At 74.3% G+C, this 16,852-nt stretch carries 11 protein-coding genes, 1 rRNA gene and 1 pseudogene; 8 read left to right on the top strand and 5 right to left on the bottom strand.

Translation table 11 applies throughout. From position 1 onward, the window contains the following. A 16S ribosomal RNA gene (locus ACLIYP_RS24005) occupies positions 1-106 on the bottom strand; the annotation flags it as partial. Between the two features lie 559 nt (positions 107-665). Between ACLIYP_RS24005 and ACLIYP_RS24010 the strand changes: the two genes are divergently transcribed. Beyond that, positions 666-1,115, top strand: coding sequence for a PTS sugar transporter subunit IIA (locus ACLIYP_RS24010; protein ID WP_412715195.1), 450 nt, complete (start codon positions 666-668; stop codon positions 1,113-1,115). A 111-nt stretch (positions 1,116-1,226) separates the two neighbouring features. Then, positions 1,227-2,897, top strand: coding sequence for a phosphoenolpyruvate--protein phosphotransferase (gene ptsP, locus ACLIYP_RS24015; RefSeq protein WP_412715196.1), 1,671 nt, complete (start codon positions 1,227-1,229; stop codon positions 2,895-2,897). Between the two features lie 69 nt (positions 2,898-2,966). On the opposite strand, the gene ACLIYP_RS24020 is transcribed toward ptsP, so the two are convergent. Beyond that, positions 2,967-3,893, bottom strand: coding sequence for a hypothetical protein (locus ACLIYP_RS24020; protein ID WP_412715197.1), 927 nt, complete (start codon positions 3,891-3,893; stop codon positions 2,967-2,969). Between the two features lie 77 nt (positions 3,894-3,970). Further along, positions 3,971-6,004: an acetoacetate--CoA ligase gene (locus ACLIYP_RS24025; RefSeq protein ID WP_412715198.1), complete on the bottom strand. Its 2,034-nt coding sequence runs from the start codon at positions 6,002-6,004 to the stop codon at positions 3,971-3,973. A gap of 263 nt (positions 6,005-6,267) precedes the next feature. Between ACLIYP_RS24025 and ACLIYP_RS24030 the strand changes: the two genes are divergently transcribed. The 5 genes and pseudogenes from ACLIYP_RS24030 to glpK all read left to right on the top strand — a co-directional run bounded on the left by ACLIYP_RS24030 (position 6,268) and on the right by glpK (position 13,801). Then, positions 6,268-8,637: a glycoside hydrolase family 31 protein gene (locus ACLIYP_RS24030; protein WP_412715199.1), complete on the top strand. Its 2,370-nt coding sequence runs from the start codon at positions 6,268-6,270 to the stop codon at positions 8,635-8,637. Positions 8,638-8,720: 83 nt separating this feature from the next. After that, entirely contained in the window at positions 8,721-9,599 is an 879-nt protein-coding gene (locus ACLIYP_RS24035; RefSeq protein WP_412715200.1) for a M15 family metallopeptidase, read from the top strand. Positions 9,600-9,891: 292 nt separating this feature from the next. Continuing rightward, a pseudogene (locus tag ACLIYP_RS24040) lies at positions 9,892-11,058 on the top strand (EAL domain-containing protein); the annotation flags it as partial. A gap of 391 nt (positions 11,059-11,449) precedes the next feature. Next, the gene (locus ACLIYP_RS24045; RefSeq protein ID WP_412715201.1) at positions 11,450-12,184 is read left to right on the top strand and encodes an MIP/aquaporin family protein; all 735 of its coding nucleotides are present in this window, start codon (positions 11,450-11,452) and stop codon (positions 12,182-12,184) included. A 96-nt stretch (positions 12,185-12,280) separates the two neighbouring features. Beyond that, positions 12,281-13,801, top strand: coding sequence for a glycerol kinase GlpK (gene glpK / locus ACLIYP_RS24050; RefSeq protein ID WP_412715202.1), 1,521 nt, complete (start codon positions 12,281-12,283; stop codon positions 13,799-13,801). An 87-nt stretch (positions 13,802-13,888) separates the two neighbouring features. On the opposite strand, the gene ACLIYP_RS24055 is transcribed toward glpK, so the two are convergent. Further along, positions 13,889-14,539, bottom strand: a complete 651-nt coding sequence (locus ACLIYP_RS24055) for a GTP-binding protein (protein ID WP_412715203.1) — start codon at positions 14,537-14,539, stop codon at positions 13,889-13,891. A gap of 238 nt (positions 14,540-14,777) precedes the next feature. Here ACLIYP_RS24055 and ACLIYP_RS24060 point away from each other — a divergent pair, with 238 nt between their 5' ends. After that, positions 14,778-15,767 (top strand): Rieske (2Fe-2S) protein, encoded by a 990-nt coding sequence (locus ACLIYP_RS24060; protein WP_412715204.1) that lies wholly within the window; start codon positions 14,778-14,780, stop codon positions 15,765-15,767. Between the two features lie 104 nt (positions 15,768-15,871). Here ACLIYP_RS24060 and ACLIYP_RS24065 read toward each other — a convergent pair whose 3' ends face one another. Then, complete coding sequence (locus ACLIYP_RS24065; protein ID WP_412715205.1) at positions 15,872-16,339, bottom strand: DUF742 domain-containing protein; 468 nt, start codon at positions 16,337-16,339, stop codon at positions 15,872-15,874. Positions 16,340-16,852 lie beyond the last annotated feature (513 nt).

Consider the following 16,852-nt stretch of genomic DNA (forward strand, 5'->3'; position numbering starts at 1 on the left):
ACCCGTTCGCCACTCCGCCCCTCCCGAAGAAGGGGCAGCGTTCGACTTGCATGTGTTAAGCACGCCGCCAGCGTTCGTCCTGAGCCAGGATCAAACTCTCCGTGAATGCTGTCCCGGTATGCCCGGGGCACATCGCGCAGAGCGGCACCGGCGGAAAGGAATGATTTCCGCGGTGCACAGCGTCCTCGCTGTGTGTTTCAAAGGAACCTCGCCGACTCCTCCGGAACCGGAGGAGCGACGGGGCATCAACATATCTGGCGTTGACTTTTGGCACGCTGTTGAGTTCTCAAGGAACGGACGCTTCCTTCGGAACCCCTTCCGGGGCCCCTCCGGGCGCTTCCCTTCGGTGTCTCCGACACTATCAGCCTCTCCTCTGAATTCCGAAATCCGGGCCTTCTCTGTGAACACACAGAACCGAGCCGGTTTCTCGGAGGGAGATGAGGTCGGACGTCACTGGCACCACTGGCGCCGGACGGAGGTACGAGAGTACAGGCGGGTGGATGCGGAGGCAAATCGGTCCGGCGGGCCCGGACAGGCCGCCACGCGCGCGCTCCCCGGAACCGGAGGTTCCCATGTCATACGCTTCTGATCAGTGCGCCGATTCAGGACAACTCAGGACACACGACGACGGTGACCGCTCGGTCTCCGCGCCTGGGAGGCTTTCCATGACCACCGTGACGTCCCCGCTGGCCGGACGTGCCATCGGCCTCGCGGCCGTGCCGGATCCGGTGTTCTCCGGAGTGATGGTGGGGCCCGGGACCGCCGTCGACCCGGTCCGTGAACCGTCCATCGCCGTGGCCCCGGTCGACGGCATCGTCGTCTCGCTGCACGCACACGCCTTCGTCGTCGTGGACGGCGAGGGGCACGGGGTGCTGACGCATCTGGGCATCGACACCGTGCAGCTGAACGGCCAGGGCTTCGAGTTGCTGGCCGCCAAGGGCGACACCGTGCGGCGCGGTGACCCGGTCGTCCGCTGGAACCCGGTCGAGGTGGAGGCCGCGGGGAAGTCTCCGGTGTGCCCGGTCGTCGCCCTGGAGGCCACGCCCGACGCGCTGGCCGACGTGGCCGAGGGCGTCGACGTGCCCTCCGGCGGCACGCTGTTCACCTGGCGGTGACCCATCGCCCCCTCGCCGGCCGCGAGGTCTTCGCGGTCGGCGGGCAGGAGGCGGACGCGTCCCGCCTACGAGACGGAACCGGCCGGAGATCCGGAGACGGGTGAGGGTGATATGGAGACAACGCTTCGAGGGATCGGGGCCAGCCACGGGGTGGCGATCGGCGAGGTGCGGCACATGGGCACCGCCGAGCTGGAGCCGCCGACCCGGCGGATCACCGGGGACGCGGTGCCGACCGAGCTGAGGAGAGCGCGTCAGGCGGTGGAGGCCGTGGCCGCCGACCTGGTCGCACGCGGAAACCTCGCGGGCGGTGAGGCGCAGGCCGTGCTGGAGGCACAGGCCATGATGGCCCGGGATCCGGAGCTGATCGCCGACGTCGAGCGGCGCGTCGCCGTGGGCAGCACAGCCGAGCGTGCGGTGTACGACGCCCTGGCCGCCTACCGGGCGCTGCTCGCGGGCGCCGGCGACTACCTCGCCGGACGGGTCGCGGACCTGGACGACGTGCGGAACCGCATCGTCGCCCGGCTGCTCGGGGTCCCGATGCCGGGAGTACCGAACAGTGACAGGCCCTATGTGCTGGTGGCGCGTGACCTGGCTCCCGCGGACACCGCGCTGCTGGATCCTTCGCTCGTCCTCGGTTTCGTGACCGAGGAGGGCGGCCCCACCAGTCACAGCGCCATCCTGGCCCGGGCACTGGGAGTGCCCGCGGTGGTGGCGCTGCGGGGCGCCGTCGAGCTGGCCGAGGGGACGGTCGTCGCGGTGGACGGCAGTACGGGCGTGGTCACCGTGGATCCGGGCCCGGAGCAGCGGGAGGAGATGCTCAGGATCGCCGAGGAGCGGAGGGCGGCGCTCGCGTCCGCCACCGGGCCGGGTGCGACCTCCGACGGGCACAAGGTGCCGCTGCTGGCGAACATCGGCGGTCCGGCGGATGTGGCGGACGCGGTGGAGGCGGGCGCCGAGGGCGTCGGCCTGTTCCGTACCGAGTTCCTCTTCCTGGATTCCGGTGGGAAGGCTCCGTCGGAGAAGAAGCAGGTGGAGGCGTACCGGCAGGTGCTGGAGGCGTTCCCGGAGGGGCGCGTCGTGGTGCGGGTGCTGGACGCGGGCGCGGACAAGCCGCTGGATTTCCTCACCCCGGCAGAGGAGCCCAACCCCGCGCTGGGCGTGCGCGGGCTGCGTACGCTGCTCGGCCATCCCGAGGTGCTGCGCACCCAGTTGCGGGCGCTCGCCAGGGCCGCCGAGGGGCTGCCGGTCTATCTGGAGGTCATGGCGCCGATGGTCGCCGACCGGGCCGACGCCAGGGCGTTCGCCGACGCCTGCCGGGACGCGGGGCTGCGGGCGAAGTTCGGCGTGATGGTGGAGGTCCCCTCGGCGGCGCTGAGGGCCCGTTCGGTGCTGCAGGAGGTGGAGTTCCTGTCGCTGGGGACAAACGACCTGGCGCAGTACACCTTCGCCGCCGACCGGCAGGTGGGAGCGCTGGCCCGCTACCAGGATCCGTGGCAGCCGGCGCTGCTGGACCTGGTGGCCATGGCCGCGGAGGCGGCCGGGGCGGAGGGCAAGAGCTGCGGTGTCTGCGGTGAGGCCGCCTCCGATCCGCTGCTGGCGTGTGTGCTGGTCGGGCTGGGCGTCACGAGCCTGTCCATGGGGGCCAAGGCCATCCCCTACGTACGCGCGGAGCTGTCCAGGCGCACCATGGCCCAGTGCGAGCGCGCGGCGTCCGCCGCGCGTGCCTCGGACGGCGGTGAGCAGGCGCGGGCGGCCGCGCAGTCGGTGCTCTCCGGGGAGTGAGCGCCGCCCTCCGGTGTGTGGGGCCCGGCCGCCCCGCCCCCGGGACGGCCGGGCTCCCGGGGGCGGGGATCAGCGGTCCTCCTTCCGCCGCCCGTGCCGTCGCTCCTCCGCCGTGCGCTCCGGCAGCGGGAAGCCAGCCCGGTAGGCGAGGCCGGGCTCCGGCGGGACCGGGTCTCCCGTACGGCTGTCGGTGCAGTAGGCGGAGAAGACCTCCGCCTCGGTGAGCGGGCGGAGGCGGCCGCCGCTCAGGCTCCAGCCGCGCACCTCCTCGTTGCCGTCGCGGGTGGTGCGCATCACCACTCCCCCGGGGCGTCCGGTGGCCAGTCCCGCGGCGAGCACCGTGCGGAAGGCCGATTCCTCGGCGGCGGTCGGCTCCGTCCCGCCGCGCGGTGTGCGCCCGACGCGCAGGACGGCGACCAGGGGGCCGGTGGCCCCGGTGACGCTGCACACCAGGTGGTGGGCGCCCGGGCCGGCTCCGGCGGTGAGCCGGTCCAGGATGCCGGCGGCGGCGTCGAGGGCCTCCTGTCCGAGGTCCTTTCCGCAGCCGGGGCAGGTGCCGAGGCCGGTGAGGGTGTCGTTGGCGCGATCACCGGCCTCCTGCCGCTCCCAGCCGTCGAGCAGCAGGGGCAGCAGCCGCTCCAGGGGCTGGCCCCGGTAGCGGACGGTGGCCCCGGTGGCGGCGATCTCGGCCACGTAGCGCGCACGGCTGTCCGGGGTGTCGGGGTCGATCCGCTCCTGGGCGCAGAAGTGCGCGTAGTCGCCCGGTTCGAAGAGGCCGACGCGGGTGTGGACGCCCTGGGCGGTGAGCGAGCGCAGCAGTCCTTCCGTCTGCCGCAGGTAGCGGCGGTGGTCGTCGAAGGCGAACGTGGTGTAGCGGCGCATGGCCGCGAAGCCGGCCGGGTCGGCCACGACGGCGACCGTGCTGGGCGCCTCGCGGCGCAGGGCCCGTCGCGCCGTCTCCGGCCCGCGGCGGTCGCGCCTTCGGTGGTGTGCCATGTCGTCTCCCCCTCGATGGTGCGTTCATCTGGTGACTCACCGTAATCGAGGGGGCTGACAACGGGCTTCCGGGAGGATCAGGAGGTGCGGCGTTCCCGGGCGAGGCGCTCGTAGAAGCGGAGGAGGCCGACGTCGTCGACCGAGCCGGGGTTGACCGCCTTGTCGAGGTCGGCGCCCTGGAGGAGGCGCTTGACCGGGACCTCCAGTCGTTTGCCGGTGAGGGTGTGGGGGACGCCCTCCACCTCGATGATCTCGTCGGGGACGTGCCGGGGTGAGAGCTGTTCGCGGATGGCCCGCTTGATCCGGTCGCGCAGGGCGTCGTCGAGGACGGCGCCCTCGGCGAGGTGGACGAACAGGGGCATCCAGTAGCCGCCGTCGGGCTGTTCCGCGCCGATGACGAGGGACTCGCGGATCTCCGGGAGGCGTTCGACGACTTCGTATATGTCGGCCGAGCCCATGCGGACGCCCTGCCGGTTGAGGGTGGAGTCGGAGCGGCCGTGGATGACGACGGTGCCGCGCGAGGTGAGGGTGGTCCAGTCCCCGTGCCGCCACACCCCGGGGAACATCTCGAAGTAGCTGTCGCGGTAGCGGGAGCCGTCCGCGTCGTTCCAGAAGCGGATCGGCATGGACGGCATGGGGCGCGTGACGACCAGCTCGCCGACCTCGTCGACCAGCGGCTTGCCGTGCGGGTCCCAGGACTGCAGGTCGGTGCCCAGGCCGGGGGCCTGGAGTTCGCCGATGTGGACGGGGAGGGTGGGGACTGCGCCGGCGAAGCAGCTGCACACGTCGGTGCCGCCGCTGACGGAGGCGATCCACATGTCCTCGGCGACCTCGTCGTGGATCCAGCGGAATCCGTCGGGCGGGAGGGGGGAGCCGGTGGTGGCGACGCACCTGACGCGGGAGAGGTCGAGGTCGCGGCCGGGGTGGACGTCGGCCTTGCGGCACGCCATGACGTATGCGGCGGAGGTGCCGTAGAAGGTGGCGCCGGTGCGCTCGGCCACGCGCCACTGGGCGTCGGTGCCGGGATGGCCGGGGCTGCCGTCGTAGAGGACGACGGTGGTGCCGGTGAGCAGGCCGGAGACGAGGAAGTTCCACATCATCCAGCCGGTGGAGGTGTACCAGAAGAAGCGGTCGCCGGGACCGAGGTCGCAGTGGAGACCGAGCTGCTTGAGGTGCTCGACCAGGATGCCGCCCTGCGACTGGACGATGGCCTTGGGCAGTCCGGTGGTGCCGGAGGAGTACAGCACCCACAGCGGGTGGTCGAAGGGGAGGTGCTCGAAGACCGGTTCGGCCGGCGTGCCGTCGGCGGCGGTCAGTGCGTCCCACTCCAGGGTGCCCTCGGGGGCCGGGGTGCCGAGCAGGGGGATGTGGACGACGGCGCGCAGGGAGGGCAGTTCGCTGCGCAGTTCGGCGACGGTGCCGGTGCGGTCGTGCTGCTTGCCGCCGTAGCGGTAGCCGTCGACGGTGAACAGGACGACCGGTTCGACCTGCTGGAAGCGGTCCAGGACGCTGCGGGCGCCGAAGTCGGGGGCGCAGGAGGTCCACACGCCGCCGACGGCGGCGGTGGCCAGCAGGGCGACGGCGGCCTGGGGGATGTTGGGCAGGTAACCGCTGACGCGGTCGCCGGGGCGCACCCCGAGGCGGCGCAGTTCGGCGGCCAGCGAGCCGACCTGGCGGCGCAGCTCCGCCCAGGTGACGGAGGTCGGCCCGTGGCTCTCGTCGACGTACAGCAGGGCGGGGGTGTCGGCGCGGGCGGGGTCCTCGCCGGCGCGCAGGGCGTGTTCGGCGTAGTTGAGGGTGGCGCCGGGGAACCAGCGGGCGCCGGGCATGGCGGAGTCGGCGAGGACGGTCTCGTACGGGGTGGCGAAGCGTACGTCGAACCACTCGGTGACCGCTCGCCAGAAGGCCTCGAGTTCCTCGACGGACCAGCGGTGCAGCGCGGCGTAGCTCGCGGCCGGGTCGCCGGGGGTGGCGGCCGGGGCTCCGAAGCGTTCGGCCGCCCATGCCTGGAATCGGGTGATCCGGGCGCCCTCGATCCGGTCGGGGCCGGGGCTCCACAGGGGCTCCGGCTGGTCTGCGGTCGTCGGTGCGGCGCTGTGCGCGGCGGTCATGGCGGCTCCCGGGCTGTTTCCCACGCTTCGTGTGCGTTCGCCTCCCCGCACCGCTCGGCCCCTGGGATGGTGGCCTGGGGTGTGCGGGTGCGCGGCGGCTGTAGAGGACTGTGCCAGGACTGTGCCATGTGATCGGTTTCCGCACCAGGGCTGGTCCCCCATACCGGGGGGCCGGACGGTGTGGTGCAACCACGGGGGGACGTTCGGTGAACGGCGGTTGAACGGGGCACCGGGTGCTTGCCGGTGATGGCACTCTGATCAGCATGGATGCACGTGGCCTGGTGCGGTCGGTGAGGTTGGTCGGTGCGGCGCAGGGGTTGCGTGCGGCCCGGTCCGCGTGGCGGGGTCGGCGCATGGACGCCCGGACGCTGCCGCGCGGCGGCCGGGAGCGGGCGCGGGTGCCGGGCCCGGCGCGGGGGGCCGAACCGCGGCCGGGCGGCGGCGTGGTGCACTTCGAGCGGTCGTCGCTGCGGGTGCGGGTGACGGCGGGCGGGATGGTGTTCTGCGGCTGGGACGGCGCGGGGCCCGAGCCGTCGTACGCGCTGGCGGGCGCGTATCCGCAGGCGGACCCGCGGGCGGTGCTGGAGCCGGACAAGGACGGCGGCTGGCGGGTGGTCTCCGAGCGGGTGCTGGTGACGGTGACCCGGCTGGGTGCGGTGGAGGTGCGCACCCCGGGCGGTGTGGTGCTGCGGCGTGATCTGCCGCCGCGCTGGTGGGAACCGGCGGACGGTGCGGAGGGGGGTACCGGGGGCCGCTGGACGCAGCGCTCGGAGGTGCCGGCGGACGCGCGGTTCTTCGGCCTGGGCGGGCGGACGCCGGGGCCGAGGCTGCGCGGCGGCCCGTACCGGCTGTGGAACGCGGGTCCGGTTCCGTTCCGGACCGGGCGCGGCACGCGGTCGCTGACGATGCCGGTGCTGTGGGTGGTGGCGGACGCGGGCGGTCATCTGCTCTTCCACGACAACACCTGGGACGGCGTGGTGACGCTGCGCGAGGGCGTGGAGGGGGCGGGTTCCGGGCATGACCGGCCGGGCCGGTGCGAGGTGCGGATGTCGGGGGGGCCGCTGCGCTACTGGGTGCTGACGGGTGCGCCCTCGCGGGTGCTGCACGGCTGGCGGACGCTGACGGGTGCGCCCGTGCTGCCGCCGCGGTGGGCGCTGGGCCACCAGGCGGGCCTGTGGGGGGCGGGGGGCGAGCGCGAGGTGCGGCGGGTGGTGGCGGGGTACGCCGAGCGGGGGCTGCCGTTGAGCGCCGTGCACCTGGGGGCGGGCCACCACCGGGGGCGGCGGGGGTTCACGGTGGACTCCGGGCGGTTTCCGGATCTGCCGGTTCTGGCGGCCTCGCTGCGCGGTGCGGAGGGGGGCGGGGTGCGGCTGGTGTCGTGCGTCGACCCGGCGGTGCGGGCGGAGCCGGGCGACGCGGTGTACGACGGCGGGCTCGGCGAGGACGCCTTCGTCCGGGGTCCGCTGGGCGGGCCGGTGCGCGGGCTGGGCCTGGCGGGTGAGTCGGTGTATCCGGACTTCACCGATCCACGGGTGCGCAAGTGGTGGGCAGGGCTGTACTCCGAGCGGCTGGCACGGGGGTTCGCCGGGTTCTGCCACGAGATGAACGATCCGGTCTCCCTCGCCGTCGCCGGCGATCCGACGCTGCCGCGTTCGGCCGGGCACTGCCTGGAGTCGCGCGGCGGTGACCACCGGGAGGCGCACAACGTCTACGCCCTGGCCATGGCCCGCGCGGGCTTCGAGGGACTGCGGGGCCTGCGGCCGCATGAGCGGCCGTTCCTGCTGTCGCGCTCGGGCTGGGCGGGGCTGCAGCGCTACGGCGGCACCTGGACGGACCAGACGTCGGCCGGCTGGGAGGGGCTGCGGGACGCGCTCGCCCAGGTGATCGGGCTGGGGCTGTGCGGGGTGCCCTACTGCGGTGCGGACGTGGGGGGCGTTGCGGGGGCGCCCCGGCCGTCGCCGGAGCTGTATCTGCGCTGGTTCCAGCTGGCCGCGTACCTGCCGCTGTTCCGCACCTCCGCCGTGCCGGGCTCCGGGCGGCTGGAGCCGTGGGAGTTCGGTCCGGAGGTGCTGGGGCACGCGCGGGCGGCGCTGCGCGAGCGGGAGCGGCTGCTGCCGTACCTCGCGACGCTGGCCCGGCTGGCGCACCGCTCGGGGGCTCCGTACGTGCGTCCGCTGTGGTGGGCCGCGCCGAAGGACCGGGCGCTGCGGGAGTGCGAGGACGCGTTCCTGCTGGGGGACGCGCTGCTGGTGGCTCCGGTGCTGGAACCGGGGGTGGTGCGCCGTACGGTGCGGCTGCCGCGCGGGCGGTGGTACGACACGGCCACGGGGCGGGTGCACAGGGGCCCGGGCCAGGTGGTCGTCGAGGCTCCGCCGGCACGGATACCGGTGCTGGCCCGGGCGGGGTCTGTGGTGCCGGTGGCCGGGCCGGGGGGCGGGATCGAGCTGGAGGTGTGGGCTCCGCCGCCCGGGCGCACGGGCGGCGGGGTGGTCGCCGCGGACCTGGGGGACGGCTTCGGGCGGGTGGAGCTGGAGCGGTTCTCGGTGCGGGTGCTGGGCCGGGAGGTGGTGGTGGCGCGGGAGGGTGCCTCGGAAGTGGGGTACCCGGTGCGGGTGCGCGGCGCGGGGGCGTGAGCGCACGGAGGGCGCAGGGTCCGCGCGCGGGGCGCGTGGGCGCTCTTCCGGGACGGACCGGGCACCTGGTAGACGGAGGGGTCATGCCGATCAGGGAACCGATCACACCGCCGTCCGCGCGGCCGGCCGGGAAGTGCTCCGCCCGAAGGACCGGGGCGCGCTCCCCGGTGGCCGCGGTCCTCCTCGTGCTCGCCGCGCTCCTCGCTCCCGCGGTCCTCGTCGCCGCGGCGCCGGCCGCACGGGCCGAGCCGGAACCGAAGGCGCCGCCGGAGTTCGTGGCGCTCTCCGAGGTGGATCCGACGATCCTGCAGGAGATCCGCTACACCACCGCGCACAACTTCGTCGGCGATCCCGTCGACGGGTACCGCAAGCCGATGTGCCTGCTGACCCGCGACGCCGCCGAGGCGCTGCGCCGGGCGCAGTGGAAGCTGCTGTGGCGGGGGTACTCGCTGAAGGTCTACGACTGCTACCGCCCCCAGCGGGCGGTGGACCACTTCGTGGCGTGGGCGCGGGATCTCGGCGACCAGCGGATGAAGGAGGAGTTCTACCCCCGGGTGGACAAGACGCGGCTGTTCCCGGACGGGTACATCGCCGAGCGCTCCGGGCACAGCCGGGGCAGCACCGTCGATCTGACCCTGGTGCGGCTGCCCGCCTGGCCGACCCGGCCGTACGTGCCGGGTGAGGCGCTGACGCCGTGCTTCGCGCCGCGCGAGGAGCGCTTCCCGGACAACTCGGTGGACATGGGGACGGGCTACGACTGCTTCGACACCCTGTCGCACACCCTGGACCCGCGGATCACCGGTGAGCAGCGGGCCAACCGGCTGCTGCTGAAGGAGGCGCTGGAGGAGGTGGGCTTCGTGAACTACGAGGCCGAGTGGTGGCACTACAGCTTCCGGCGGGAGCCGTTCCCCGACACCTACTTCGACTTCCCCGTGCATCCCAGGTCGCTCACCGGCCGCTGAGCCCTTCCTCGCCGGTGTGCGCCTCCCGGCGCCCGGTGTGCCCGGGTGCGGCGCGGCGGAGCGGAGTGGAGCGGCGGTACGGCACCACCCCCGTGGGTCCCGTACCGCCGTCATCCGGTGGTGGGGACGCGGCCCGCTCCGCGGCGGTTCTGGGGCCGCCGCGCTGTCACCCGTTCGCGACATTTCCCGGACCTCCCGTCTACCTCCGGGCCGGGCCCCGCGGCGCGGAAATACTCGTGAACTCTGCGCGAACAACGCCTCCGGGCGCTTCGTCGGGCAGCATGCTGGTGCCGTGCGTGCCTGGACGAGCCAACTCCGATTCGCCTACCAGCCGGTCGTGGACCTGGGGACCGGTTCCGTGACGGCCCTGGAGGTCCTGGCCCGCTCCGAGGGGGGCGATGTCGTGGCCGAGGCCTCCCGCGATCCGGAGCTGGACGCCGAGCTGGCCGCGCTGGCACTGCGGTCCGCCGCGCGCCGGGAGGGGCTGCTGCCCCTGCACGTCAACGTCTTCGCCGCCACCCTCGCCGGTCTCGGCGACCTCGCCGCGCTGCGCCGGGCCGTGCGGGACGCCGGCCGCCGGCCGTGGGAGGTGACGCTCGACATCGTCCCCCAGCCGGGGCCGGCGTCCCGGGGGGCACTGGTGTCGGCGGTCGGCGCGCTGCGCGAGGACGGCTTCCGGATCTGCGTGGACGGGGTCGGCGCCGGGGATCCGCCGCTGCTGCTGCTCGCCGATCTCTCCCCGGACCTGCTCAAGGTCGACGCCGCGGTCGTGGCCGGGCTGCCGCACCGGACCGCCTACCGTGCGGCGGTCGCCGGGCTGCGGCGGTTCTGCGACGGCGTCGGCGCCCTGCTGGCCGTCGAGGGGGTGGAGACCGAGTCGCAGTACGCGTCCGCGCGTGCGGTCGGCGCGCATCTGGCGCAGGGGCATCTGTTCGCTCCGCCCGCGTGCCGCCCCGCCGTCGAGGTCCGCGTGCCGGTGTGCCCGCCCGCCGCTCCGCCGGCCGGGAGCGGCTCGCAGGGGCCGCCGGTCGCCGAGTTCCTGCACCCCGCGGCCCTGCTGCCGCTGTCCGCCTCCGCCTCCCAGGTGCGGGCGCTGCTCACCGGCTCGCCGGAGGTGACCGGGGTGCTGCTGGTGGACCCCGACGGGGTACCGGTGCGCGCGGTGGACCGGGACCGCTTCCTGCTGGCCATGTCCGGCCGCTACGGCCACGCCCTGTACGCCGACCGGCCGGCGGTCCGGCTGGCGGACCGGCCGCGCACGGTCCGGGTGGGCGCCACCGCCTGGGAGGTGCTCGACGTGGTGGCCGCCGGGGACAGCAGCCGTACGGCCGACGACGTGGCGGTGGTGGACGAGGCGGGGCGCTGCGTGGGTGTGGTGCGGCTGGCCGAGGTGATCAGGGCGCTGGCCGACAGCCGTATGGATGACGCCCCGGGACTGGATCGGCTCACCCGGACGCCCCGTCCGGGCGCGGGCTGAACCGCGCACGGACGGGGTGCCGGGCCGTCAGACCGCCCTGCGGGCGGGCCGGTGGCGCCGGCGGCCGCCTGTGAGGCGTGCTGCGAGGTGTGCTGTGGGGCGCGGGACGGAGCGGGCCTCCTCGCCCTGCGGGTTGCCTTGACGGTCCTCCTCACCGGAGGAACACTTCCGATTATCAGACGGTATCGCCGCACGTCGGTCTCCATGGCCGGATGCTCCCCGGGGCGGTTCCGCTGGACACGCACGCTCGTCGCGGACGCCGGGCGGGGCGCGGCCGTGCCGTGCCGTGCCGCCGGGCCCGCCGGCACGGCACAACGCACCCCGCAGGGACGCCCGGGGCCGATGCCCGGGGTGAGGGCACGGAGGAGCGGCAATGAACCTTCCCAGCAGCGACATCTTCATCGGCGAGATCATCGGAACGGCGATCCTGATCCTCTTCGGAGCGGGGGTCAACGCCGCCATCACACTCAACCGTTCCAAGGCGCAGAACGCGGGCTGGATCGTCATCGCCTTCGGATGGGGCTTCGGGGTGCTCGCGGGCGCCTACACCGCGGCGCCGCTGTCCGGGGGGCACATCAACCCCGCCGTGACCGTCGGCATCGCCACCCAGACGGGTGAGAACTGGGACAAGGTCCCGGTCTACATCGCAGGGCAGATCGTCGGTGCGATGCTCGGCGCCGTACTGGCCTGGCTGGTCTACTACTCCCAGTTCGCGCTGAACCGCGACAAGGACATCTCGACGCCGACCCTCGGCATCTTCTCGACGATCCCGGAGATCCGCAGCCCGGTGGCCAACCTGGTCACCGAGATCATCGCGACCGTCGCCCTGGTGCTGCCGATCCTGGCCTTCGGTCTGACCAGGGGCCTGGGCGAGTCCGGCACCGCGCTCCTCATCGTCGCGCTGCTGGTCGTCGGGATCGGCCTGTCCCTGGGCGGCCCCACCGGTTACGCCATCAACCCGGCCCGTGACCTGGGCCCCCGTATCGTCCACACGCTGCTGCCCATCCCGAACAAGGGCACCTCCGACTGGGGGTACTCCTGGGTTCCGGTGGTGGGGCCGATCATCGGCGGCGTCCTCGGGGCACTCATCTACAACCTCGCTTTCTGACCCGGGCCGCGGGGAACGGGAGCCAAGGACGGAGAAGGACCGGGAAGAGCGGGAAGGACCGAGGACAACCAGCAGAAGGGGACCGGAGGAACCGCCATGACGGACACCGCAGCCACCTACGTCGCCGCGATCGACCAGGGCACCACGTCGAGCCGCTGCATCATCTTCGACCACGACGGCGCGATCGTCGCCGTCGACCAGCGCGAGCACCGGCAGATCTTCCCCAAACCCGGCTGGGTGGAGCACGACGCCACCGAGATCTGGTCCAAGGTCCAGGCCGTGGTCGCGGGAGCGCTCGCCAAGGCGGGACTGCGCGGCCGCGACCTGAGCGCACTGGGCATCACCAACCAGCGCGAGACGACCGTGCTGTGGGACCGGGCCACCGGCAAACCCGTCCACAACGCCATCGTCTGGCAGGACACCCGCACCTCCGCGCTCTGCCGGGAGCTGGGCGGCGACGTGGGGCAGGACCGCTTCCGCGACCGGACCGGGCTCCCGCTGGCCAGCTACTTCTCCGGGCCGAAGGCCGCCTGGCTGCTGGAGAACGTGCCCGGGCTGCGCGAGCGCGCCGCCGCGGGCGAGATCGCCTTCGGCACCATGGACTCCTGGCTGATCTGGAACCTCACCGGAGGCACGGAGGGCGGTGTGCACGTCACGGACGTCACCAACGCCAGCCGGACGATGCTGATGAACCTGGAGACCCTCCAGTGGGACTCCTCGATCCTGGAGGCCATGGGCATCCCCGAGGCGATGCTGCCCGAGATCCGCTCCTCGGCCGAGGTGTACGGCACCACCTCGGTGGGGACGAGCACCGGGGTGCCGGTGGCCTCCGCGCTCGGCGACCAGCAGGCCGCCGTCTTCGGCCAGACCTGCTACGACGTCGGCGACGCCAAGAACACCTACGGCACCGGCTCGTTCCTGCTGCTGAACACCGGCCACCGCCCGGTGACCTCCAAGAGCGGTCTGGTGACCACGGTGGGCTACCAGCTCGGCGGCGAGCGGCCCGTCTACTGCCTGGAGGGCTCGATCGCCATCACCGGCGCCCTGGTGCAGTGGTTCCGCGACCAGCTCGGGATCATCAGGGAGGCCGCCGAGATCGAGTCCCTGGCCGCGAGCGTGGAGGACAACGGCGGCGCGTACATCGTCCCGGCCTTCTCCGGTCTGTTCGCCCCGTACTGGCGCTCGGACGCGCGCGGCGTCATCACCGGCCTGACCCGCTACGTCACCAAGGCGCACCTGGCGCGGGCCGTGCTGGAGGCGACGAGCTGGCAGACGCGCGAGGTCGTCGACGCGATGTACCAGGACTCCGGGGTGGAGATCACCAGTCTCAAGGTGGACGGCGGCATGACCGCCAACGGGCTGCTGATGCAGCACCAGGCGGATGTGCTCGGGGTCCCGGTGATCCGGCCGGTGATCTCCGAGACCACCTGCCTGGGCGCGGCGTACGCGGCCGGTCTGGCCACCGGGGTCTGGTCGGACCTGGAGGAGCTCAGGGCGCACTGGAAGAAGGACGCCGAGTGGACCCCGCGGATGGACGCGGAGCTGCGTGAACGCGAGCACCGCAACTGGCGCAAGGCCGTCGAGCGCAGCTTCGGCTGGGAGGAGGACGGCGACTGAGGGCCCTTCCCCCGGTGGGGTCCGGACCCGTGCCCCGGCCCCCACCGGGCGCCGGGGCACGGGAGTCGGAGCGCGGGGCGTGCGGGGTCAGGGGGCGCTCTCGCCGCGCCGGGGGGCACCGGCGGCCATGGCGTGCTCGACGACCGAGGCCAGCACCTCGCGCACGGAGCCGCGATCGCGCACGTCGCACCGCAGGACCGGCACCACCGCGTCCAGTCCCAGTGCGGTGCGTACCGCCTCCTCCGACTGCCGGCGGGCCCCGTCGCAGCGGTTGACGGCCACGGCGTACGGAACGGCGTGCCGCTGGAGGCGGTCGAGCGCGCCGAGGCAGTCCCGCGGGCGGTGGGTGTCGGCGAGGAGCACCGCGCCGAGCGCCCCCTGTGCCAGTTCGTCCCACAGGGGCCGGAAGCGCTCCTGCCCCGGGGCGGCCAGGAGGCAGAGGGTCAGCCGCTCGCTCAGGGTGATACGGCCGAAGTCCATGGCGACGGTGGCGGCCTCCCCCGCGCCGGGTCCCCCCGTTTCCGCCGCTGCCCGCACCTGCCCGAGTCCGCCGGCCGGAGGAAGGACCTCCGCCAGGAACTCCTCGGTGCGCAGCGGCCCGACCTCGCTGGCGGAGCCGACCAGGGTGGTCTTGCCCGCTCCGGGACCGCCCGCCACCAGCACCTTCAGCGCCACCGGCGCGGCGGTGGCGGCGCTTCCCCGGTGCTTCCGGCAGGCGCCGGAGTCCGCGAAGACCATCGGTTCTTCCTCCGCATCTCGCAGTGCGGCCCGCATCCCCGCGGTGCCGCCCGTCGGAGCAAGAGATCGTTCCGTACCGGCACGGTGACGACAAGTCCCCGGAGCCGGCGGGGCGGAATCCGGCCAAGTACCGCCGGGCGCCTCCGGAGGCCGCCGAGTACCGCCGGGCGCCGCCGAGTACGGGCCGCGCCACCTCGGCGGGTCGTTTACGGCCGGTATCGTCAGGGAACTGGGCGGTATGCCTGTTTCTCGGAACGTCCGTACAGCCTTCTCGACCGCCCGTTCCGCCGCCCGTTCCGCGCTTCCGGACCCCGAACGTCCGGGGCGGGTACTGACCGCGGTGGAGAGGCTGGAGAGCACCCCCCGTCTCGACACCGCGCTCGGACCGCTGCGGCGCGCCGTGCGCGCGCTTCCACTGGGCGGCGCGCGCGACGCCCTGCACGGCCGCTGGCTGGGCCACGCGGTGCACCCGCTGATGGTGCAGGTCCCCATCGGGACCTGGATGTCCGCCGCCGTGCTCGACCTGCTGCCCGGGCAGCGCCGCGGCGCCGACACCCTGGTGGGACTGGGTCTGGCCGCCGCCGCCCCGGCCGCCCTGGCGGGCTGGGTGGACTGGGCCGAGCTGCGCAAGCCGCAGATGCGGGTCGGCCTGGTGCACGCCGCGGCGAACGTCGCGGCCGTGGGCCTGTACTCGGCCTCGCTGGCCGCCCGGCTGCGCGGCCGGCGGACCCGGGGCCGTCTGCTGGGGTTCGCGGGACTGACGGCGGTGAGCGCGGGAGGGGCCCTCGGCGGCCACCTGGCCTACCGGCAGGCCGCCGCCGTCAACCACGCCGAGCACGTGCCGGCCGTGGTCGAGCCCGGCTGGCACCCCATCGGCGACATGGCGGACCTGCCGGTCGGCGAGCCGGTGCGGCGGTACGTGGGCGAGACGCCGGTGGTCGTCGTCCGCGAGCCCGGCGGGCAGGTGCACGCCCTGGCCGACCGGTGCAGCCACATGGCCGGACCGCTGTCCCAGGGCACGGTCGCCGACGGATGCGTACGGTGCCCCTGGCACGGCAGCGTCTTCCGCCTGGCGGACGGCTGGAACGTACGCGGTCCCGCGACATCCCCCCAGCCGGTCTTCGAGACCCGGCTGGTGGACGGCCGGGTGGAGGCGCGCCTGGTCGCGGATCCGGCCGAGGCGCACCGCTCCGTGGCCGGATCGGCCCGATCGACCGGAACCTCCTGAGCGGGCCGAGCGGGCCGCCCACGGCCCTTGGGGGAGGCACGAGGACGCCCGGGGTGTCCCCGGGCGTCCTGCCCGGGCGTCCTGCCCGGGCGTCAGGAAGTGGCTCAGAGCGAACGCAGGCCGTTGATCACATCGCGCAGGATGCGCTCGTCCGGCAGCTCGGCCGGGGGCACGGGACGGGTGACGCGGACCAGCTCGGCCTCGACGAGATCTCCGACCAGGACGCGTACGACGCCCACCGGCAGGTCCAGTACGGCCGCCAGTTCGGCGACCGGCTGAGGGGCCCGGCGGCACCGGGCGACGATGTCGAGGTGCTCCGGGCCGAGGACGGCGGTGTCGCCGTTGACCCCGGCCGCGCCGTTGAGGGCCGGGAGCCCGGTCCCGGGGGCCCCGCCCGGCCCGGCCTCCGGGAGTGCGCCGGGCAGTGTGCCGGGGAGCCCGTCCACCGTCTCGGCGACCACCAGCGCGACCGGGTCGATGCGGCCTCCGGTCGCGCTGCGTGTGCGGCCTCGCGTCATGGCGTACGGCCGCACCACCGGCCCGGCGGCGTCGTCGAACCAACGGTCCGTCATGGCGGGCTCACCCCGCACCGGTCGCGCCGTGCCGGGGCGGGCCGCCCGGACGTTCCGGCTCACCCGTCGCCCGGATGGCGCCCTCCCCCGTGCCGTGCACTGCGGTCATCGGCCGTCCCCCTCCAGTGTGTCGGTCGCGGTGCCGTGTCGTCCGGACCTTCCCCAGCGTCCGAACCGTTCCCACCGTCCGAGCCGTTCCCGTCCCCCGAGCCGTCCACACCCGTGCCGCCGGGGGAGTTCGCGCTCCGCTGCCGGCCGCGCCGCAGTCCGTGCTGGAGCGAGGCCATCCGGGCACGCGCCCGGTCGGCGTCCCGCCCCCGGTCCCGTCCCCGGTCCTGGTCGCCGTCCCCGTCCGGAACCGGGCCGGTGCCGGGCCGAAGCTCCCGGACGGCTCCGGCGCCGGCGCCGGACGGGCGGGAGGACGGGGGCCGCGGTGCCGGTTCGCCGCGGTGGCCGGCGGCATGCCCGCGCAGAAGGGCTCCGGCACCCCCGCCGCTCTCCCCTGCCTCCACG

Source organism: Streptomyces nanhaiensis, assembly GCF_046614825.1.
Taxonomy (GTDB): domain Bacteria; phylum Actinomycetota; class Actinomycetes; order Streptomycetales; family Streptomycetaceae; genus Streptomyces; species Streptomyces radiopugnans.